The sequence below is a fragment of the Frigoribacterium sp. Leaf164 genome, from assembly GCF_001423665.1.
In the GTDB taxonomy this organism is placed as follows: Bacteria; Actinomycetota; Actinomycetes; order Actinomycetales; family Microbacteriaceae; genus Frigoribacterium; species Frigoribacterium endophyticum.
Genome location: NZ_LMOX01000003.1, coordinates 526,021 through 545,899, shown reverse-complemented (window position 1 = coordinate 545,899; position 19,879 = coordinate 526,021). Strand labels below are relative to the sequence as shown.

Sequence of the window (19,879 nt, the reverse complement as noted above, 5' to 3'; positions counted from 1 at the left end):
CCCCGGGCAAGCAGCCGCCCCGCCACGACGACTCCGAGCTCGACGCCCTGCACGCCGACAGCGCCCTCGCGCGGCTGTCGACCCTGCTGCCGACGCTGTCGCTGACCCGCAGCTACCGGGCCGGCGGAGAAGACCTCGCCGAGCTCGTCAACCGCCGGTTCTACGGCGGCCGCATCGAGTCGCTGCCGTGGGCCGGCAGCTTCCTCGGGCACGGCAGCATCGCGCTCGACTACGTCTCGGGCGGCACCGCGGTGCCCGACCCCGAGTCGGGCGCGGTCGAGAGCGTCGACGCCGAGGTCGACCGGGTCGTCTCGCTCGTGCTCGAGCACGCGCGCACGCGCCCCTCCGAGTCGCTGATGGTCATCACCGCCAGCGCCAAGCACGCCGTGCGCGTGCAGCAGGCCGTGCTCACCGCCGTGTCGGGCCACAAGGACCTCACGGAGTTCGTCGTCGGCGACCGGAGCGAGCCGTTCATGGTGGCGACGCTCGAGCAGGCCGTCGCGCAGAGCCGCGACCACGTCGTCTTCTCGATCGGCTACGGGCGCACCCCGCACGGCCGCGTGCTCAGCGACTTCGGGCCGCTCGGCCAGCCCGGCGGCGAGCGGCTGCTCGCCGTCGCGATGACCCGTGCCCGACGCTCGATGGTCATCGTGACCTGCTTCCAGCCCGCCGACATCGACGGCGGCCGGATGGGCCACGGCACGATCGCGCTCTCCGAGATCCTCACCGAGGTGCAGGCGCGCACCGCCGCCGAGCACGTGCCCGACGACTCCGACCCGATGCTCGTCGACCTCGCCCGCCGCCTCGAGGCGCGCGGCATCCCCGTCGCCCTCGGCCACCGCGGCAAGCTCGGCCTCGTCGCCGCGCACGACGGCGTCTGCGTGACCATCGAGACCGACACCACCCTGTCGCGCACCAGCCTCCGCGAGTCGCTGCGGGCCCGCCCCGAGACGCTCCGCCGCCTCGGCTGGCACTACGTGCGGGTGCACGCGTTCCAGCTCTTCACCGACCCCGACTCGGTGGCGCAGCGCGTGGCCGAGGTGCTCGGCATCGACTCCGCCCGCACGCAGGAAGTGCCGAGCGTGCCCGCACGCCAGCACGTCAACCGCGGCTGAGCGCCGTGAGCGACCGCGAGGCCCCCGCCGGAGGCGCGGTGCCGGCCGACGAGGCCGGCCCCGCCCTCGAGGCGGTCGCGGGGGCACCGCTCGTGGTGCGGCGTCGGGGCGGGCGTCGGGTCACCACCGACCCCGTGCCCGGGAGCGATCCGACCCCCGCGCCCGCGCCTCCGGACCGCTCCTCGGGCGAGAACGACCGCCAGCTGCGCGACGACGTGCCGCCGCACTGGGGCTGAGGCGCGGCTGCTGACGGCCCCGTGACGCCCGCACGCGACGACGCCCCCGACCGGTCTGGTCGGGGGCGTCGTGTCGCCGGGGGAGGAGGGGCGTCAGCGGCTGCCGAGCGGCCCGTTGCCCTCGCCGACGACCGGGACGGAGCCGGTCGGGGCCGCGTGGCTGCCGTGCGACGCGCCGGCGCCCGCGGGCGTCACGGTCTGTCGCAGCAGGTCGCGGATCTCGCTGAGCAGCTCGACGTCGGTCGGCGGCACGTCGACCGGGGCCGGCTCGGAGGCCTGCTGCTTCGCGAAGGTCCGCTTGAGCAGGTTGTTGACCGGCAGCACGAGCACGAAGTACACGACGGCGGCGATCACGACGAAGTTGATCAGCGCCCCGATCACCGCGCCGAACCGGAGCTCGGCGGTGTCGCCGGAGACGGTCGGGATCGGGACGACGAGGGCGTCGTCGAGCATGGACGCGTTGAACGCCGCACCGATCAGGGGGTTGAAGACGTTCGTGACCAGCGAGGTCACGATGGCGGTGAACGCGGCGCCGATGACGACCGCGACCGCGAGGTCGATGACGTTGCCGCGGAGGATGAACTCCTTGAATCCCTTCACGGGATGCTCCTTCGGTCGGTGGTCGGAACGGTCGTCCCGGGGGACCACCTAACCACGGGCCCGGGTCAGGAGGCGGTGGTCGAGCCCCCGGAGGAGCCCGACGACCCGCTCGACGACGTGCCCGACCCGCTCGACGACGACGCGCCTCCGGAGCCGGACGACGACGACCCGCCCTTGTCGGACGACGAGGAGCCGCCCTTGTCGGAGGACGAGGTCGAGCTGGTCTTCTCGGCGGAGCCGGACGAGCTGCCGCTGCCGCCCTTCGCGCCCGAGCTGCGCGAGTCGGTGCGGTAGAAGCCCGAGCCGTTGAAGGTCACGCCGACCGGGCTGAACACCTTGCGGAGCACGCCGGAGCAGACGGGGCACACGGTGAGGCTGTCGTCGGTGAACGACTGGACGACGTCGAAGGCGTTGCCGCACTCGGTGCAGCGGTACGAGTAGGTGGGCACGGATTCCTCACGGTGCGACGGAGACGGGGCGGCGGGCACCCGGGCCCGGCCCGGCGCGGGGAGGCGCGGGTCAGAACTCGTGGATGCCGGAGGGGGTGACGACGCCGTCGACGGCCTGGTCGTGCCGCTCGCGCGGCACCGACTCGACGTACTCGGAGTCGAACACCACAGCATAGACCGGGGGGCGCTTCTCCATCGATCCGAGGGTCTTGTCGAAGTAGCCGCGGCCCCAGCCCATGCGCATGCCCTCGCGGTCGATGCAGGCGGCGGGCACGACGATCAGGTCGACGTCGTTGATGGCCATCGGGCTGAGCACCTCGCCGACCGGCTCGGGCAGGCCGAAGAGGCCGGTGGTCTCGGACTCGCCGTCGCCCACGGCCCAGTCGAGCAGGCCGTCGGGGCGGGAGACGGGGAACAGCACGCGGACGTCGTGCGCGAAGGCCCAGTTCAGGAAGGGGCGGGTGTCGGGCTCGTCGGGGGCCGAGAGGTAGGCCGAGACGGAGCGGGCGGAGAGGCCCGTGGCGAGGTCGACGAGGTGCCGGGTGAGGGCTGCGCTGGCCTCCTCGCGCTCCGCGCTGGTGCGGTTCCGGCGGCGCTGTCGCAGCTCGGCTCGCAGGGCTCGCTTGGCGTCGCCGACCTCGTCCGTCATGTCCCCCATCGTACGGTCGCAGATGTGCCCCCCGCGAGAGGGCCGCGCCCTATACGCTGACCGGCATGGGCTTCACGATCTCGAAAGCAGTCATTCCCGCCGCGGGCCTCGGAACTCGGTTCCTGCCCGCCACCAAAGCCATGCCTAAGGAGATGCTCCCCGTCGTCGACAAGCCGGCGATCCAGTACGTCGTCGAGGAGGCCGTCTCGGCCGGCCTGACCGACGTGCTGATGATCACCGGCCGCAACAAGAACGCGCTCGAGAACCACTTCGACCACGTCTCCGAGCTGGAGGAGACCCTGCGCAAGAAGGGCGACCACGACAAGCTCGCCAAGGTCAACCAGAGCACCGACCTCGCCGACATGCACTACGTGCGCCAGGGCGACCCGCTCGGCCTGGGGCACGCCGTGCTCCGCGCCAAGATGCACGTCGGGCGCGAGCCCTTCGCCGTGCTGCTCGGCGACGACATCATCGACGCCCGCGACCCGCTGCTGACCCGCATGATCGAGGTCCAGGGCACGAAGAACGCGACCGTCGTCGCCCTCCTCGAGGTCGACCCGTCGCAGACCCACCTCTACGGCATCGCCACGGTCGAGGAGACCGCGGAGGACGACGTCGTGAAGATCACCGGCCTGGTCGAGAAGCCCGCCCAGGGCGAGGCGCCCAGCAACCTGGCCATCATCGGCCGCTACGTCATCCGCCCCGAGGTCTTCGACGTGCTCGAGAAGCAGGAGCCGGGCAAGGGCGGCGAGATCCAGCTGACCGACGCGCTGATGAAGATGGCCAGCGCCGAGGAGTGGACGGGCGGCGTCTACGGCGTCGTCTTCCGCGGCCGCCGCTACGACACCGGCGACAAGCTCGACTACATCAAGGCGATCGTCCAGCTCGCCTCCGACCGTGACGACATCGGCGGCGAGCTCCGCCCGTGGCTCCAGGAGTTCACCGCGGGTCTCGAGAAGTAAAGAGACCCATCGCGTGACGACCATCCCCACGCTGACGGAGGGGCGGACCACCATCCGGCCCCTCCGTCTGCGTGACACCCGCGACCTCGACGCGGCGCTCTCGGAGAACCGCTCCTGGCTGCGCCAGTGGGAGGCCACGAACCCGTCGGGCTTCACCAGCCACGACGTGCGGGGCAGCATCCGCTCCCTGCAGATCAACGCCCGGGCGGGCCTCGGCCTGCCCTTCGCGATCGAGCTCGACGGGCGCTTCGTCGGGCAGCTCAACGTCAGCGGCATCGCCTACGGGTCGCTCGGCTCGGCCACCATCGGCTACTGGGTCACCCAGTCCGCCGCCGGCCACGGCGTGACGCCGACCGCCGTCGCCCTGGCCACCGACCACTGCTTCGGCAGCCTCGGGCTGCACCGGATGGAGATCTGCATCCGCCCCGAGAACGGCCCGAGCCTCCGCGTCGTCGAGAAGCTCGGCTTCCGCTACGAGGGGCTGCGGCGCCGGTACATCCACATCAACGGCATGTGGCGCGACCACTTCTGCTTCGCGCTCGTGGCCGACGAGGTGCCCGGCGGCGTCCTCCGCCGATGGCGGGAGGGCCTCGTGCCGCCCGGGCAGGGCAGCGTCCCGCCGGAGGCGCTGGCCGAGTCCGCCCGCAGCCTGCCCTGGTAGCCGACCCGCGACTCCTCGGGGCAGATCCGCACCGACACACCTGCGCGGTGCGCCCCCGCGGCGCGTCGTCGCTCATACCCTCGTGACCATGGGACTCGAGTCGTGGGGCGGTGGCGTCGTGCTGGCGCTCGTCGCCGTGCTCTGGCTCGTCTACCTCGTGCCCACCTGGCACCGGCGCCAGGAGTACCTCGCCACCGAGCGCAACGCCGTGCGCCTCCAGCAGACCCTGCGGATCCTCGCCCAGACGGCCGAGCTGCCCGAGGAGGTGCGCATCGAGGCGAACGCCCGGTCCGTCGCCGACGCGCAGCGCATCCTCCGCCAGGAGGAGGGCAAGCGGGAGGCGCTGCGCCGCGCCCACGAGGCCGCCCGCCAGCGCGCGCTGACCCGGGAGCTCGCCGCGGCCGCCCCGGTGCTGCGGGCCGCCGACCACGACCCTGCCCTCGCCGCGCGTCGCCTGCGCCGCTCACGGCTCGTCTCGACCCTCGTGCTCGTGGCGTCGGGCCTGGCCGTCGTCGTGGGCGTCGCCTCGTTCGCGAGCGCCTGGCTGCTCGCCGTCGCGGGCCTCGTCTTCGGGGCCGGCTCGGTCGCCGTGCTCTCGCAGCTCGCCGCCGTCTCCCGCGCACGTGCCCGTCGTCAGCGGGTCGTCGCGCCCGCCGGCGAGGCGCAGCCGCTGCGCGACTTCTCCGACGGATTCACGTCGGCGCCCGCGGAGGACGCCGCGCCCGCCTCGCGGTCGTGGACGCCCGTGGCCGTGCCGGCGCCGCTGTACCTGCGCCGGGGGCGCCAGCGGCCCGCCGCTGCCCCGGCCGCGCCCGCCGCCGCCAGCCCGGCCGCGGAGCTGCGCTCCGAGTCGGAGCGGTCCGTCCGCGCCCTGCGCGACGCCCAGCGCGCCCAGCACGACGCCCTCCGCGAGGCAGCCCGGGCCGAGGGCGCCCTCAGCGCCGCACGCGCGACCGACACAGGCTCGGCCGCCGCCGCCCGCGCCGAGCGCGCCCGCCGCGCCGTCGCCGACGCCCGAGCCGCGGAGGCCGCCGCCCCCTCACCCGCACCGACCCCGACGGCCCCGAGCCGCTTCGCCCGCATGGGCATCATCGACGACCTCGGCGAGTCGACCTTCCGCGTCGACGAGGCCCTGCAGCGCCGCCGCGCCGTCTGACGCGCCGCCGCTCCGCCCGATTCACGGACCACGCCACGGTGGTGCTATCGTTGCAGAGCAGTTTCCGGGGCTATGGCGCAGTTGGTAGCGCGTCTCGTTCGCAATGAGAAGGTCAGGGGTTCGAATCCCCTTAGCTCCACGGAATGCAGAAAGGCCCGCCTCTGGCGGGCCTTTCTGCATTCCGTTCCTCTTGTCAGAACAACTGAAGGGCCGCTTCGCGGCCTTCCTGGCGGGTGCACTACGTGGTGGACGGGTGGCGGGGGCGCTTCGCGGCGTTCTTGGCGGGTGCACTACGTGTAGGGCGAGTGCGGGGCCGCTCCCTGGTGGTGGGCTTGGCCCCAGAAGGGGGGCGCGCGGGGCGGGAGGCAGACGGGGCGGTCTGGTACACGGCATACTCTGAGAAATGAGCGATCCGCAGAAGCCGTCCGACCCGTACGACCCCGCCGCCGCTGGGCCCCCCTCGGTGCCGCAGCCCCCGAGCTACGGCGCCTACCCCGGCGCGGGCCAGCAGGCCCCCGTCGGCGACGGCGCCCCCGGCTCGGCGCCGCAGCCGGCCTACGGAGCCCCGCAGACGACGTCCCCGGGCGCGTACGGCGCTCCCCAGGCTCCCTACGGCCAGGCGGGCCAGCCGGGTCAGCCGGGTCAGCCCTACGCCCCCTACGGCGGCCAGCCGTCGTCGCCGGCCGGCGGCAACGGCCTGAGCATCGCCTCCGTCGTGCTCGGCGGCGTCGGCCTGCTGCTCTCGATCATCGTCTTCGGCGGGGTGCTCGGCCTCGTGGGCCTCGCCCTCGGCATCGTGGCGCTCCTCAAGAAGACCGGCTCGCGCCTCCTCGCGATCATCGGCACGGCGCTCTCGGGCCTCGCCGTCCTGGTCTCCGTCGCGGTGCTCGTCGTCGGCCTCGTGGCCGCCGGCAGCGTCCGCGACTCGATCGACGAGAGCTCCGGCGAGACGGGCGGCTCGAGCGACCCCGGCGTCACGGAGCCCACCGAGTCGACCGACGACGCCTCGGAGGAGGCGGCCAGCGAGAACGCCGTCTTCGGCGACGTCTGGTCGTACGACGACGGCATCTCGGTCAGCGTCTCGGCCCCGCAGCCCTTCACGCCGAGCGAGACCGCCGCCGGCGCCGACCAGGCCGCCGCCGTCGTGTTCACGGTCACCGTGCAGAACGACACCGGCGCGAACTACGACCCGATCGAGACCTACTCGAGCGTGTCGTCGGGCGGCGTCGAGGCGAGCCAGGTCTTCGACTCGGCCCAGGGGCTCATGGGCTCGCCGAGCACGACCGTGCCCGCCGGGCAGTCCGCCACCTGGCAGGAGGTCTACTCCGTCAGTGACCCGGCTCAGCTCGTCTACCAGATCGCTCCGGGCTACGACTACGACGCGGCCGTCTTCACGAACTGACGCTCCGTCGCGACCTGCTCCGTGCCGTCCGTCCCCTATCGGGGCGGGCGGCACGTCGTCGTCGTGGGTGAGGTCGGACGACGCGGCCCCCCAGCTCTGGGGGCGCTCTGCGGGCGGTTGACCCGCCAACGGGGTGGAGACGCTCCGGGGCCCGCATGGGATGGTCGGATCAGCGCCGAGGGCGCGTCGACGACCGCCGGACGGCCACCCTGCCGGGCGCAGGGGGCGCTCCCCGCGCGTGCCGTCGGCCACCACCACCGACACCGGGGAGACGATGATGGGACGAACGACCACCACCAGGAGACTGGCCGTGACGAGCACCGTGGCGGGCGCCGCCGTGCTGCTGAGCGTGGCCGCGACGGTCACCGTGCCCGAGGCGGCGCACGCGGCCTCGACGTCCGTCGCGACCGCCGACGGCGTGCCGCTCGCGGGAGCCACACTGACCACCGGGGCCTTCACGCTCGGGGTCGACGCCCCGGCCGGCTCCGTCGTCAAGGTGAAGGTCGACGGGAGCTACCTCGGCCAGGACAAGGTCGCGCCCTACGCCTTCCCGATCGCCGTCGCCCCGGGCGCCCACGAGCTCGACGTGCGCTGGGAGGACGCCGCGGTCGGCGGACGCCAGGCCGTCGAGGTGCCGTTCACGGTGCGGGCGGCGGCCGTCGCCGCGCCGGTGGCGGCACCTGCACCTGTGCCGTCGCCCGCACCTGCACCTGCAGCCGCGCCGGCACCGGCTCCCGCGCCGGCACCGGCTCCCGCGCCGGCGCCGGCACCGGCTCCCGCGCCGGTCCCCGCCCCGACCCCCGCGCCGGCCCCGGTGGCCTCGCCCGCGCCTCCCGCGTCCTCGACGTCGCCCGTGGCGACGCCGGCGGCGACGACGGTGACGGTGTCGACCTCGGCGGGCCTCACCGCGGCGCTGGCGGCGGCGCGGCCGGGCCAGACGATCGCGCTCCGTGACGGCACGTACACCGGCACCTTCCGGGCCGCGGCCGACGGCACGGCCGACCGGCCGATCCGCCTCACCGGCTCCCGGGCCGCCGTGCTGACCACCGGCAGCGTCTCGAAGGGCTACGGCCTGCACGTGACCGGCGACCGGTGGATCGTCTCGGGGCTGAGCGTGCAGACCGCCCAGAAGGGCATCGTGCTCGACGGGTCGAGCGGCACCGTCGTCGAGGGCGTCGACGTCGGCCGCATCGGCGACGAGGGCGTCCACCTCCGCACGAACAGCGTCGACGTGACCGTCCGGGGCTCGTCGGTGCACGACACCGGGCTCCGCAAGGCGGGCTTCGGCGAGGGCATCTACGTCGGCAGCGCCGTCAGCAACTGGGGCAGCGTCATGGGCTCGTCGTCGACCCCCGACCGCTCCGACCGCGCGCAGATCATCGGCAACACCATCTCCGACACGGCGGCGGAGGGCATCGACCTCAAGGAGGGCACCACGGGCGGCGTCGTCAGCGGCAACGTCTTCCGCGACGCGGGCCGGTCGGGCGAGAACTCGGCCGACTCGTGGGTCGACGTCAAGGGCGACGGCTACCTCGTCACCGCCAACTCCGGCACGGGCACGAAGCTCGACGCCTTCCAGGTGCACGTCATCTCGGGCTGGGGGCGCGGCAACGCCTTCCGCGACAACACGGTGCTCGGCGGCGTGCCCGGCTACGAGGTCTGGGTGCAGAAGGGCGCGGTCGGCACCGTCGTCGCCTGCCGCACGGCCGGCACGCGCGCCGCGGCCGGGCTGACGAACGGGGCCTGCTCCCGCTGAGGCGGCGGCCCCCGCGGCCGCCGCGGCGTGCGCCGACGCACCGGCGCCGCTCCCGGGCCGGGCGGCGGCCCTGTCCCGGGCCGCGGCCGCCGCGGGGCAAGATGGTCGGGTGCCGTTCCTCTCCACCGACGCCGACCTCCTCGCCCGCCTGCGTTCCGACCTCTCGTCGGCCGACTTCACCGTCGACCGGCTCGGCAGCGCCGACGCCTGGGGCGCCGCCGCCGGCGCGGCCCTGTTCCGCGGCGAGCGGGTGGCCGCTCGCCGTGCCCTGCTCCGCAGCGTCGACCGCGACCCGTCGCTCCGGCCGGCCGCGACCCTCGCGCTGGCCTTCGTGCTGGGCGTGCCACAGCCGGCGGACGACTTGGCGGAGGCGCTGCCGACGCTCGGCGTGGACGGCGCCGAGGCCCTCGGGCTCGTCGAGCGCCGGCCCGGCGGCGAGGTGGCCGCCCTCGTCGACCTGCGCCCCTACGCCTTCGTCGACGCGGCCGGCGAGGCCTCCTGGTGGATCACCTCCGACCTCGGCGAGCTCGCCCTCGGCGGCGCCCTGCGCGAGGACCACGTCCTCGGGGTCGGCGGCGCCTCGGCCACGCTCGCGGGCCTGATGACGCCCGGCACCGTCGACCGCGCGCTCGACCTCGGCACCGGCTGCGGCATCCAGGCCCTGCACGTCGCCCGCCACGCGCGCCACGTGGTCGCCACCGACATCTCGCGGCGGGCCCTCGAGTTCGCGGCCTTCAACGCCGCGCTCAACCTCGTCGACGGCATCGAGTTCCGCCTCGGCAGCCTGTTCGAGCCCGTGGCCGGCGAGACGTTCGACCACGTCGTCTCGAACCCGCCCTTCGTCATCACGCCCCGGGCCCCGGGCGTGCCCGAGTACGAGTACCGCGACGGCGGCATGGTCGGCGACGACCTGGTCGCCTCCGTCGTGGCGCAGGTCGGGGCCCACCTCGCCCCCGGCGGCGTCGCGCAGCTGCTCGGCAACTGGGAGACCGGAGGCGCGGGCGCCGCGGCCGGCAAGCGGGGGGCGTACTCGGTGGCCGACTGGGCCTCGCGCGGCGACGTGCCCCTCGACGTCTGGGTCGTCGAGCGCGAGGTGCAAGACCCTGCGGCCTACGCCGAGACCTGGATCCGCGACGGGGGCACCCGCCCGGGCACCGACGACTTCGAGCGCCTCTACGAGGCCTGGCTCGGCGACTTCGAGGCCCGGGGCGTCGTCGAGGTCGGCTTCGGCTACGTGACGCTCCGGCGACCCCCGGGCGGAGGCGCGGTGCCCCTGGTGCGCACCGAGCGCCTCCTCGGGGGCCTCGGCTCGAACGACGTCGGGCTGGGCGCTCACCTGGCGGCCACGCTCGACGCCGTCGACGTGCTGCGCGGCCTCGACGACGCGGCGCTGCTCGCGACCCGACTCACGGTCGCCGGCGACGTCACGGAGGAGCGCCACTACTGGCCCGGCAACGACGACCCCACCGTGATCACCCTCGTGCAGGGCGGCGGGTTCGCCCGGCGGGTCGACTCGGGCACCGCGCTCTCGGCCCTGGTGGGCGCCTGCGACGGCGAGCTCAGCGTCGGCGCGATCGTCGGGGCGCTCGCGCACCTGCTGGAGGCCGACGAGGCGGCGCTGACCGCCGAGCTGCTGCCGCAGGTGCGGGAGCTCGTGACGACGGGGATGCTGCGGGCCTGAGACGGACGAGGGGCGGGTCCGACCGACCCGGGCGTCGACGGACGCCCGGTCGGGTCGGACTCGCCCGTCGTGCCACGCGCTCCGCGGCGGCCGCCGCGGCCGCCGCCGAGGTCAGTCCTGCTTGCCGACCCGGTCGCCCCAGGTGCGCCAGCTGAACTCCGGCACGAAGCCGAGCAGGTCGCGGGCCTTGTCGCTGCTGAGCAGCGAGTCGGTGCCCTCGACGGCCGCGCGGCGCTCCACCTGGGGCCAGAACCGGTCGGCCAGCACGGCCGTGGGGGTGTTCATGACCGTGTCGGTCGCGGCGATGATGAACGCCTCGTAGCCGACCAGGTCGCTCTCGAGCGCGCGGCGGACGGCCTGGGCGCCGTCGCGGGCGTCGATGTACGAGAACAGGTTGAAGGTCTTCGCCTCGGGCGTCTCGTCCCACGGGAAGTCCTCGTAGTCGCCGTCGTCCATGACGTTCGAGAAGCGCAGGCCGATCATCTTCAGCTGGCGGTCCCAGCGGGTGAAGTGCCGGGCCATCTCCTCGTCGAGGGCCTTGCCGAGCGAGTACGACGACTCGGGGCGCACGGCGTACTCCTCGTCGAGGGGCAGGTAGGGCGGGTCGAGGTCGAAGGGGATGCCGAGCAGGGTCTCGCTCGAGGCCCAGACGACGTTGCGGATGTGCGCGGCGCGGGCGGCGGCGAAGACGTTGTAGCTGCCGGTCACGTTGTTCGTGAAGAGCGTCGCGTTCGGCACGAGCCCCGGGGCGGGGATCGCGCCGAGGTGCACCACGGCGTCGATCGAGTCGTAGCGGTCGTCGACGTGCGTGAGCGCCTGCACGACCTGCCCGTAGTCGGAGAGGTCGACCTGCACGAAGGTGACGCCGGGCACCGGGTCGGGGCTCGGGACGCGGTCGAGCAGCACGACCTCCCAGCCGTGCTCGGCGAGGTCTCGGACGACCGCGCGGCCGAGCTTGCCGCTGCCGCCGGTGACGGCGACGCGGAGGGGGGCGGGGGAGGGGGCGGGTGACGACATCGTCTGCACTTCCTGGGGAGGGTCTCGAGGGCGCGCGGTGCGCCTCCTCGTTCTTACCGTGTCGGGGTGCGGAGGGCCCACAGGGTCCGGGGTCGTCCGGCGTCGCTGGGGGCGGTGCGGGAGGCGCGGGTACCGTGACGAGGACGGCGCGGCCCCGGCCCCGCCACCACCGACAGCGAGAGGACCGCCATGAGCACCGACCCGATCACCGGCAGCACCGACCCCGCCGACCGCGACCTCGACGACCGCACCGACGCGGCCGCCGTGCACGGCGACGACCCCGCCCCCGTCGACGCCCACGGCGCCTCCGAGGCCGACGACGCCGCCCGCGAGGGCGCCGTCGAGCAGGTCGACGACGCGCTGGGCGGGCACATCCCGCTGCGGTAGCGCAGCGGACGCAGCGGGATCAGACGAGCACTGTCCGCTGCGGTAGCGGAGCGGACGCAGAGGGATCAGGCAAGCACCGTCCGCTGCGGTAGCGGAGTGACCCGGCCCACGATCACCCCCCAGCCACCCTTCCCGGAGCCCGAGCCTCACGCTACGGTAGGGTTCGTGCGCCCGGCTGGTTACCGGGGCATCCCGCGCCCGTCGTGCGGCGTCCGGTCGCTCGGGCTCTCCTGATCCGAACTCGAGCTGGCCGACGTCGTGGGCGCGGTGACACGCCCCTGTCCGAGCCCGGCTCGTCGACGGGGGCGTGTCTCGTCTCCGGGCGTCACGCCTCCCTCGGTCGTTTGCCGAACCGAAACGTTCGTGGCACCATCGAGGAGTCCTCACCTCGGGGCGGTTCAGGGTCCGTGGCGAGGGCCCGTCACGGGGTCGCCCCCCGGCCCCGTGACGGCTCTCCCGCCCCGGGCGGAGGCGCGGGCCCGGTCGATGGGGCAGGATCGACTCACCATGTCGCCCGCTCCCACCGCCCCGCTCGCCGCTCTGCTGCCCGCGACCCCGGGAGCGTCCTCGTACGACCCCGACGTCGCCTACACCTCGTTCGTCGAGTGGGCGGAGAGCCGGGGGCTGCCCCTGTACCCCGCGCAGGACGAGGCCATGATGGAGCTCGTCTCGGGCGCCTCCGTCGTCCTCAGCACGCCGACCGGCACCGGCAAGTCGCTCGTCGCCGCGGGAGCGCACTTCGTGGCGCTGAGCCAGGGGCGGCGCACGTACTACACGGCGCCGATCAAGGCCCTGGTGAGCGAGAAGTTCTTCGCGCTGGTCGAGCTGTTCGGCGCCGAGAACGTCGGCATGGTGACGGGCGACTCGTCGGTGAACCACGACGCCCCGATCATCTGCTGCACCGCCGAGATCCTCGCCAACCTCGCGCTCCGCGAGGGGCCCGACGCCGAGGTCGACCAGGTCGTCATGGACGAGTTCCACTTCTACGGCGACCAGTCGCGCGGCTGGGCCTGGCAGGTGCCCCTGCTGCTGCTGCCCCGGGCGCAGTTCCTGCTGATGTCGGCGACGCTCGGCGACGTGACGCGCATCACCGACGACCTCGCCCGGCGCACGGGCCGGCCCGTCGCCCGGGTCACCGGCGTCGAGCGCCCCGTTCCCCTGCACTACTCGTACGCGCAGACCCCCGTGCAGGAGACCGTCGAGGAGCTCCTCTCCACCGGCGAGGCCCCGGTCTACGTCGTGCACTTCTCGCAGGCCGCCGCGCTCGAGCGGGCGCAGGCGCTGTCGAGCATCAAGGTCGCGACGCGCGAGCAGCGCGACGAGATCGCCGAGCTCATCGGCGGGTTCCGGTTCAGCACCGGCTTCGGCAAGACGCTCGGCCGGCTCGTTCGGTCGGGCATCGGCGTGCACCACGCGGGCATGCTGCCCAAGTACCGCCGTCTCGTCGAGCAGCTCGCCCAGCGCGGCCTGCTCCGCGTCATCTGCGGCACCGACACCCTGGGCGTCGGCATCAACGTGCCGATCCGCACGGTGCTGCTGACCGCGCTGACGAAGTTCGACGGCACGCGCATGCGCCAGCTCAGCGCCCGCGAGTTCCACCAGGTGGCGGGCCGGGCGGGCCGGGCCGGCTACGACACCTCCGGCACCGTGGTGCTGCAGGCGCCCGAGCACGAGATCGACAACCTCAAGGCGATCGAGAAGGCCGGCGACGACCCGAAGAAGAAGCGCAAGATCGTGCGCAAGAAGGCCCCCGAGGGCTTCGTCTCGTGGGGCGAGCCGAGCTTCCACAAGCTCATCGCGGCGGAGCCCGAGCCCCTGGTGTCGCACCTGCAGGTCACGCACGCGATGCTGCTCAACGTGATCGGCCGCGGCGGCGACGTCTTCGCGAACGTCCGGTCGCTCGTCTTCGACAACCACGAGCCCCTCGCGAAGCAGTACGCGATGGCCCGGCAGGCGATCTCGATCTACCGCACGCTCCGCACCGCGGAGGTCGTCGTGCAGGAGCCCGGCGTCGACGGCGCCGCGCCGACCATCCGCCTCACGGTCGACCTGCAGGCGAACTTCGCGCTCAACCAGCCGCTCTCGCCGTTCGCGCTCGCGACGTTCGAGGTGCTCGACCGCGAGTCGCCCAGCTACGCCCTCGACGTCGTCTCCGTCATCGAGGCGACCCTCGACGACCCGCGGCCGATCCTCTCGCAGCAGCAGTTCAAGGCCCGCGGCGAGGCCGTCGCGGCCATGAAGCAGGAGGGCATCGAGTACGACCAGCGCATGGAGCTGCTCGAGGAGGTCACGCACCCCAAGCCCCTCGACGAGCTGCTCACGGCGCTCTTCGAGACCTACGCGGCGTCGCAGCCCTGGATCGGCGACTTCGCCCTCAGCCCGAAGTCGGTCGTGCGCGACCTCTACGAGCGGGCCATGACGTTCGGCGACTACGTCGGCTTCTACGGCCTGGCCCGGTCGGAGGGCCTCGTGCTGCGCTACCTCTCCGACGCGTTCCGTGCCCTACGGCAGACGGTGCCCGACGAGGCCAAGACCGACGAGCTCGCCGACCTGATCGAGTGGCTGGGCGAGCTGGTGCGCCAGGTCGACTCGAGCCTGCTCGACGAGTGGGAGGAGATGCTGAACCCCCGCGAGGTCGAGGCCCACGACGAGATCGTGCCGCCGGTGCTCCGCCGCTTCACGGCGAACGACCGGGCGTTCCGCATCGCGGTGCGCAACGAGATGTTCCGTCGGGTGCAGCTGATGGCCCGCGACGACGCCGAGGCCCTCGGCCAGCTCGACTCGTCGTCGGGGTGGGACGTCGACCGCTGGGGCGAGGCCCTCGACCGCTACTTCGACGAGTACGACACGATCGGCACCGACACCGACGCGCGGGGCCCGCACATGCTCCAGGTCGAGCAGCTGCCGAGCGTGTGGCGCGTGCGGCAGGTGCTCGCCGACCCCGAGGGCGACCACGACTGGGGCATCTCGGCCGTGGTCGACCTGGCCTCGAGCGACGAGCGCGGGGAGGCGGTGGTCACCGTCACGGCCGTCGGTCCCGCCTCCGACCGGGCCCGGTCGACGGTCGTCGAGGAGTAGCATCGTCGCTGGCCGCGGCACCCCGTCGGCCACCCCGGAGCGACCCTCCGACGCACCGCCCGCAGCACCACCGTGCTCCGCTCCACGAGGAGGACCCATGTCCCGTCTGTCCGGCAAAGTCGCGATCGTCACCGGAGCCGCCTCGGGCATCGGGGAGGCCATCGTCCGCCGCTTCGCGGACGAGGGCGCGCGCGTCGTCGCCACCGACATCCTCGACGGCTCGGCCGTCGCCGCCGAGGCGGGCGCGGAGTTCATCCAGCACGACGTCGCCAACGGCGGCGACTGGAAGCGCGTGATGGACCGCATCGCCGACCACTACGGGCGCCTCGACGTGCTGGTCAACAACGCGGGCATCGTCTCGGGCCAGTCGATCGACGTGACGCAGCTCGAGAGCTGGAACAGGGTCTTCGCCGTCAACGTCACGGGCGTGATGCTCGGCACGCGCTTCGCCATCGAGCAGATGCGCGCGAACCCGGCGTCGTCCGGCGGGTCGATCATCAACCTGGCCCCGGCCACGTCCTTCCTCGGCTTCGGCGACGACGCGGCCTACACCGCCAGCAAGCACGCGCTGGTGGGCCTCACCCGCTCCAGCGCCGCGCACGCGGCGCAGGAGGGCTGGGACATCCGCATCAACTCCCTGCACCCCGGCCCGACCGACACCGCGCTCTTCCGGCGCCAGGTCGAGGCGCAGCCCGCGCTGCTCGACGCCTTCAAGACGATGAGCCCGCGTGGCCGCCTGGCCATGCCGGAGGAGGTCGCGGGCCTCGCGCTGCACCTCGCCTCCGACGACTCGGCCTTCTCGACCGGCGCGCAGTTCGTCGTCGACGGCGGGCTGTCGAGCACCCACCCCTCGATGTAGCGGCGGGCGCCCCCCTGCCCGGGGCGCGCGCCGCGACGACGGCCCCGCAGCGCGTGCTGCGGGGCCGTCGTCGTGTGAGGGGGAGGCGCGGGGCGCGACCTAGAAGAGCGTCGCGGGCGGCTCCGGGGGAGCGGCGACCGGGGAGGTCGTCGCGACCGGCGCACCCGGCCAGCCCGGCCCGCTCGGCACGTCGCTGCGGTTCTGGAACGCCGTCGCGGCGCCGCGGGCACGGACGTCGGCGGCCTCGTTCATCTCGTGGCCGACGTGGCCGCGCACCCACTCGAAGGTGACCGCCCGCCCCGCGAGGGCGGCGTCGAGCTCCTTGAGGATCTCCACGTTGAGCACGGGCTTGCCGTCGGCCTTGCGCCAGCCCTTGCGCTTCCAGCCCGGCATCCACTCGGTGCAGGCCTTGATCGTGTACTGGCTGTCGCACAGGATGTGGACGACCTCGTCGGTGCCGGCCGTGGCGCGCAGCAGCTCGAGCACGGCGGTCAGCTCACCCTGGTTGTTCGTGGCCCGGGGCCAGCCCCCGGCGGCCCAGCGGTCGTCGTCGACGTACCAGGCCCAGCCGGCGGGGCCGGGGTTGCCGAGGGCGGATCCGTCAGCGGCGGCGACGATCGTCATGGGTGCTCCTTGCTCGAGATGTGCGCCCACCACGGTACGCGAGCGGGCGCCGCCCCCTCGACCCGCGCCTCCGGCTCAGCCGTTCGTGTCGGGGTGCGAGCCGGTGCGCTGCCCTGAGTCGAGCGTCGCGACCGCCGCGAGGTCGTCGTCGTCGAGCTCGAAGCCGAACACGTCGATGTTCGAGCGGATGCGCGCCGGCGTCACCGACTTCGGGATGACGACGAGCCCTTGCTGCAGGTGCCAGCGGATCACGACCTGCGCGGTCGAGACGCCGTGTCGCTCGGCGAGGCGGAGCAGGGTCGGGTCGTCGAGGATCCTGCCGCGGGCCAGCGGCGACCAGGCCTGGGTCACGATGCCGTGCGCCGCGGCGAACTCCCGCACCTCGTGCTGCTGCAGCCACGGGTGCACCTCGACCTGGTCGACGACGGGCACGACGTCGGTCTCGCCGAGCAGGCGCTCGAGGTGGTGCACCTGGAAGTTGCTGACGCCGATCGAGCGGGCCCGCCCCTCCTCCCGGATGCGCTCCAGGGCGCGGTAGGTCTCGACGTACCGGTCCTGCGTCGGGGCCGGCCAGTGGATGAGGTACAGCTCGACGTGGTCGGTGCCGAGGGTCTCGAGGCTGCGGTCGAAGGCGCGCAGGGTCTCGTCGTAGCCGTGGTCGGTGTTCCACACCTTCGTGGTGAGGAAGACGTCGTCGCGGGGCACGCCCGAGGCGCGCATCGCCCGGCCGACGCCGCCCTCGTTGCCGTAGAACGACGCCGTGTCGAGGTGGCGGTAGCCCGCCTCGAGCGCCGTCGCGACGACCGTCTCGGCCTCGTCGTCGGGCACCTTGTAGACGCCGAGCCCCAGCTGGGGGATGGTGGTGCCGTCGTTCAGGGCGAGGGTGGGCGTGTCGATGGGGGCCATCCCTCGATCATGGCACCGGAGTCGCGGGTCAGCTGGGCTGGACGGGCACCGGTTCGGTGTCGGGCAGCGGGCTCGCGTCGCGCCCGCGCAGATCGGGCAGCGAGCGGTGGAAGACGGCGCCCACCACGGCCCCGACGAGCGCGAACACGGCGGCCACCAGCAGGCCGCCCTGGCCGCCGATCCGGTCGATCCAGAAGCCGGCGATCGCGGAGCCGAGGGCGGAGCCGATCAGCTGGCCGGTGCCGGCCCAGCCGTAGGCCTCGGCCGTGTCGCTGAACTTCACGCTCGACGACACGATCGCGAACATGACGGCCAGGGCCGGGGCGATGCCGACGCCGGCGACGAGCAGGGCGGCGCTGAGCGGCAGCAGTCCGCTGACGAAGACGGCCAGGGTCATGCCGACGAAGACGATCGCGAGGCGGCGGGCCAGCGCCCACGGGCCCACCGGCACGTGCCCGAGGGCGAGGCCGCCGACGAGCGAGCCGAGGGCGAAGACGGCGAGGGCGATGCCCGAGTCGGCGCTGCCCTCGCCGAAGAGGGCGACGACCCCGGCCTCGACGGCCGCGCAGGCGCCGATGAGGAGGAAGCCGGAGGCGGTGGCCAGCAGCACGGTCGGCCGCGCGAGCACCTTGCCGAAGGCGCGCTTGCTGCGCGGGATGCGCACCCGGCCGACCTCGGGGGAGGCGATGAACCAGGCGCCGCCCCCGACGAGGAAGACGGCGGCGAGCCAGATGGCCTCCTGCGTGCCGACCTGCGTGCCGACGAAGGTGGTGATGACCGGGCCGGCGACCCAGATGATCTCCTGGGCGGAGGCGTCGAGGGAGAACAGGGGGGTCAGCTGCGACGAGTTGACCATCTTCGGGTAGATGGTGCGCACCGCGGGCTGGACGGGAGGCACGCTGAGGCCGGTCACGAAGCCGAGCGCCATGAAGGCGGGCACGGAGAAGTCGTACAGCGTGAAGGTCACCATCGTGACGAAGCAGACGACGAGGGTGAGCAGCAGGACGGGGCGCATGCCCCAGCGGCCCATCCACCGGCTCGTCAGGGGGCCCGAGATGGCCTGCCCGATGCTCGTCGCGGCGAGCACGAGGCCGGCCGCGGCGTACGAGTGGTGGACGTGCTCGACGTGGAGGAGGAACGCGAGCGAGAGCATCCCGAACGGGAAGCGCGCGGTCAGCTGCGCCGCGATGATGCGGCCGACGCCCGGCGTCTTCAGGAGGGAGGTGTAGGTGCTCACGAGGAGTCGAGTCTACGGACGCCCGGAGGCCCTCGACAGCCCTCCGCCGACTCGCCGCGACACGCCGGGGCCCCGAACTGGGGACACCCCTTCGGCGATGTCGGTGGTGGGGACGAACATGTGGAGAACGGCCCAGAACCGGGGAGAACCCGGCTCGTTCTGTGCAGAACGTGTGCGGTTCCCTGTGGAGAACTCGGTCCGGCGAACTACAGGCGTGTAACACCGCATCTAGTTGCGGGGGCAACCCCCGGCCACTAGATGTAGTATCGAACAGTCGCCACGGGCACCACGCCCGCAGGCCCCACAAGCCCACCGCACGGCGTCCGCGCCGCTCACCACCCGGCTCCCGAGCCGACCAGAACACAGGGGATCCCATGGCCATCACCGTCTACACCAAGCCGTCCTGCGTCCAGTGCACCGCGACCTACCGTGCGCTCGACAACAAGGGCATCGAGTACGAGGTGCTCGACGTCACCGCCGACGAGGCCGCGCTCGAGACCGTCAAGGCCCTCGGGTACCTGCAGGCCCCCGTCGTGATCGCCGACGACGACCACTGGAGCGGCTTCCGCCCCGACAAGATCGCCGGCCTGGCCGCCCGCATCTCCTGACCCGCGCCTCCCGGGCCGCGGTCGCCGACGAGACAGGAGGCTCGCCTGACATGACGAACCTCGTCTACTTCTCGAGCGTCTCCGGCAACACCCACCGCTTCGTCATGAAGCTGGGCGTGCCGGCCGAGCGCATCCCGCTGTTCCCCTCGGAACAGCCGCTCCACGTCAGCGACCCCTACGTGCTCGTCCTGCCGACGTACGGCGGGGGCGAGGGTCGGGGCGCCGTGCCGAAGCAGGTCATCCGCTTCCTCAACGACGAGGGCAACCGCTCCCTCATCAGGGGCGTCGTGGCCGCGGGCAACACGAACTTCGGTGAGGGGTACTGCTTGGCCGGCGACATCGTCGCCGCCAAGTGCGACGTGCCCCTCCTCTATCGATTCGAGGTCTTCGGGACTCCCGACGACGTCACAGCCGTAAGAACTGGATTGGAAGAATTTTGGACACAGCAGTCGATGACCTCGAAGTGATCGCCGCCCCGGGGCAGGGTCTCAGCTCC

General features: G+C 73.5%; 19 protein-coding genes, 1 tRNA gene and 1 pseudogene. 14 read left to right on the top strand and 7 right to left on the bottom strand.

Annotation, left to right across the window (positions count from 1 at the left end; all coding sequences use genetic code 11):
* Together ASF82_RS16155 and ASF82_RS10545 are read left to right on the top strand one after the other, a co-directional pair.
* Positions 1-1,115 (top strand): annotated as a pseudogene (locus tag ASF82_RS16155) (AAA family ATPase); the annotation flags it as partial.
* Between the two features lie 5 nt (positions 1,116-1,120).
* Positions 1,121-1,351 (top strand): hypothetical protein, encoded by a 231-nt coding sequence (locus ASF82_RS10545; RefSeq protein WP_056056832.1) that lies wholly within the window; start codon positions 1,121-1,123, stop codon positions 1,349-1,351.
* 93 nt (positions 1,352-1,444) lie between these two features.
* Here ASF82_RS10545 and mscL read toward each other — a convergent pair whose 3' ends face one another.
* From mscL to ASF82_RS10530, 3 genes are all read right to left on the bottom strand, one after another.
* Positions 1,445-1,951, bottom strand: coding sequence for a large conductance mechanosensitive channel protein MscL (mscL, locus tag ASF82_RS10540; protein ID WP_056056830.1), 507 nt, complete (start codon positions 1,949-1,951; stop codon positions 1,445-1,447).
* A gap of 65 nt (positions 1,952-2,016) precedes the next feature.
* Entirely contained in the window at positions 2,017-2,400 is a 384-nt protein-coding gene (locus tag ASF82_RS10535) for an FmdB family zinc ribbon protein (protein WP_056056827.1), read from the bottom strand.
* 70 nt (positions 2,401-2,470) lie between these two features.
* Positions 2,471-3,049, bottom strand: coding sequence for a 5-formyltetrahydrofolate cyclo-ligase (locus ASF82_RS10530; RefSeq protein ID WP_056056825.1), 579 nt, complete (start codon positions 3,047-3,049; stop codon positions 2,471-2,473).
* Positions 3,050-3,114: 65 nt separating this feature from the next.
* Here ASF82_RS10530 and galU point away from each other — a divergent pair, with 65 nt between their 5' ends.
* From galU to ASF82_RS10495, 7 genes are all read left to right on the top strand, one after another.
* Positions 3,115-4,011 carry a UTP--glucose-1-phosphate uridylyltransferase GalU gene (gene galU, locus ASF82_RS10525; protein ID WP_056056823.1) on the top strand — a complete coding sequence of 299 codons (897 nt, stop codon included), beginning with the start codon at positions 3,115-3,117 and terminating at the stop codon, positions 4,009-4,011.
* 13 nt (positions 4,012-4,024) lie between these two features.
* Entirely contained in the window at positions 4,025-4,672 is a 648-nt protein-coding gene (locus ASF82_RS10520; protein ID WP_056056821.1) for a GNAT family N-acetyltransferase, read from the top strand.
* Positions 4,673-4,760: 88 nt separating this feature from the next.
* Positions 4,761-5,828: a hypothetical protein gene (locus ASF82_RS10515; protein WP_056056820.1), complete on the top strand. Its 1,068-nt coding sequence runs from the start codon at positions 4,761-4,763 to the stop codon at positions 5,826-5,828.
* A 66-nt stretch (positions 5,829-5,894) separates the two neighbouring features.
* Positions 5,895-5,967: transfer RNA gene (locus ASF82_RS10510), tRNA-Ala, on the top strand.
* A 264-nt stretch (positions 5,968-6,231) separates the two neighbouring features.
* Positions 6,232-7,230: a hypothetical protein gene (locus ASF82_RS10505; protein ID WP_056056818.1), complete on the top strand. Its 999-nt coding sequence runs from the start codon at positions 6,232-6,234 to the stop codon at positions 7,228-7,230.
* Positions 7,231-7,540: 310 nt separating this feature from the next.
* Positions 7,541-8,986 carry a right-handed parallel beta-helix repeat-containing protein gene (locus tag ASF82_RS15570; protein WP_056056816.1) on the top strand — a complete coding sequence of 482 codons (1,446 nt, stop codon included), beginning with the start codon at positions 7,541-7,543 and terminating at the stop codon, positions 8,984-8,986.
* Between the two features lie 109 nt (positions 8,987-9,095).
* The gene (locus ASF82_RS10495) at positions 9,096-10,667 is read left to right on the top strand and encodes a methyltransferase (RefSeq protein ID WP_056056814.1); all 1,572 of its coding nucleotides are present in this window, start codon (positions 9,096-9,098) and stop codon (positions 10,665-10,667) included.
* A gap of 111 nt (positions 10,668-10,778) precedes the next feature.
* Here ASF82_RS10495 and ASF82_RS10490 read toward each other — a convergent pair whose 3' ends face one another.
* Complete coding sequence (locus ASF82_RS10490; RefSeq protein WP_056058958.1) at positions 10,779-11,684, bottom strand: NAD(P)-dependent oxidoreductase; 906 nt, start codon at positions 11,682-11,684, stop codon at positions 10,779-10,781.
* A gap of 189 nt (positions 11,685-11,873) precedes the next feature.
* Here ASF82_RS10490 and ASF82_RS10485 point away from each other — a divergent pair, with 189 nt between their 5' ends.
* The 3 genes from ASF82_RS10485 to ASF82_RS10475 all read left to right on the top strand — a co-directional run bounded on the left by ASF82_RS10485 (position 11,874) and on the right by ASF82_RS10475 (position 16,008).
* Positions 11,874-12,071 (top strand): hypothetical protein, encoded by a 198-nt coding sequence (locus ASF82_RS10485; RefSeq protein WP_056056812.1) that lies wholly within the window; start codon positions 11,874-11,876, stop codon positions 12,069-12,071.
* A 507-nt stretch (positions 12,072-12,578) separates the two neighbouring features.
* The gene (locus ASF82_RS10480; protein ID WP_056056810.1) at positions 12,579-15,149 is read left to right on the top strand and encodes an RNA helicase; all 2,571 of its coding nucleotides are present in this window, start codon (positions 12,579-12,581) and stop codon (positions 15,147-15,149) included.
* Positions 15,150-15,246: 97 nt separating this feature from the next.
* Positions 15,247-16,008, top strand: coding sequence for an SDR family oxidoreductase (locus tag ASF82_RS10475; RefSeq protein WP_056056808.1), 762 nt, complete (start codon positions 15,247-15,249; stop codon positions 16,006-16,008).
* Between the two features lie 99 nt (positions 16,009-16,107).
* Here the strand turns inward: ASF82_RS10475 and ASF82_RS10470 are convergent, their stop codons facing one another.
* From ASF82_RS10470 to ASF82_RS10460, 3 genes are all read right to left on the bottom strand, one after another.
* Positions 16,108-16,632, bottom strand: a complete 525-nt coding sequence (locus ASF82_RS10470) for a ribonuclease H (RefSeq protein WP_056056806.1) — start codon at positions 16,630-16,632, stop codon at positions 16,108-16,110.
* 75 nt (positions 16,633-16,707) lie between these two features.
* The gene (locus tag ASF82_RS10465) at positions 16,708-17,538 is read right to left on the bottom strand and encodes an aldo/keto reductase (protein ID WP_056056804.1); all 831 of its coding nucleotides are present in this window, start codon (positions 17,536-17,538) and stop codon (positions 16,708-16,710) included.
* Between the two features lie 28 nt (positions 17,539-17,566).
* Positions 17,567-18,775 (bottom strand): MFS transporter, encoded by a 1,209-nt coding sequence (locus tag ASF82_RS10460; RefSeq protein ID WP_056056802.1) that lies wholly within the window; start codon positions 18,773-18,775, stop codon positions 17,567-17,569.
* 374 nt (positions 18,776-19,149) lie between these two features.
* Here ASF82_RS10460 and nrdH point away from each other — a divergent pair, with 374 nt between their 5' ends.
* Positions 19,150-19,383 (top strand): glutaredoxin-like protein NrdH, encoded by a 234-nt coding sequence (gene nrdH, locus ASF82_RS10455; protein ID WP_056056800.1) that lies wholly within the window; start codon positions 19,150-19,152, stop codon positions 19,381-19,383.
* Positions 19,384-19,433: 50 nt separating this feature from the next.
* Positions 19,434-19,850 carry a class Ib ribonucleoside-diphosphate reductase assembly flavoprotein NrdI gene (gene nrdI, locus ASF82_RS10450; protein ID WP_056056798.1) on the top strand — a complete coding sequence of 139 codons (417 nt, stop codon included), beginning with the start codon at positions 19,434-19,436 and terminating at the stop codon, positions 19,848-19,850.
* Positions 19,851-19,879: the final 29 nt, after the last annotated feature.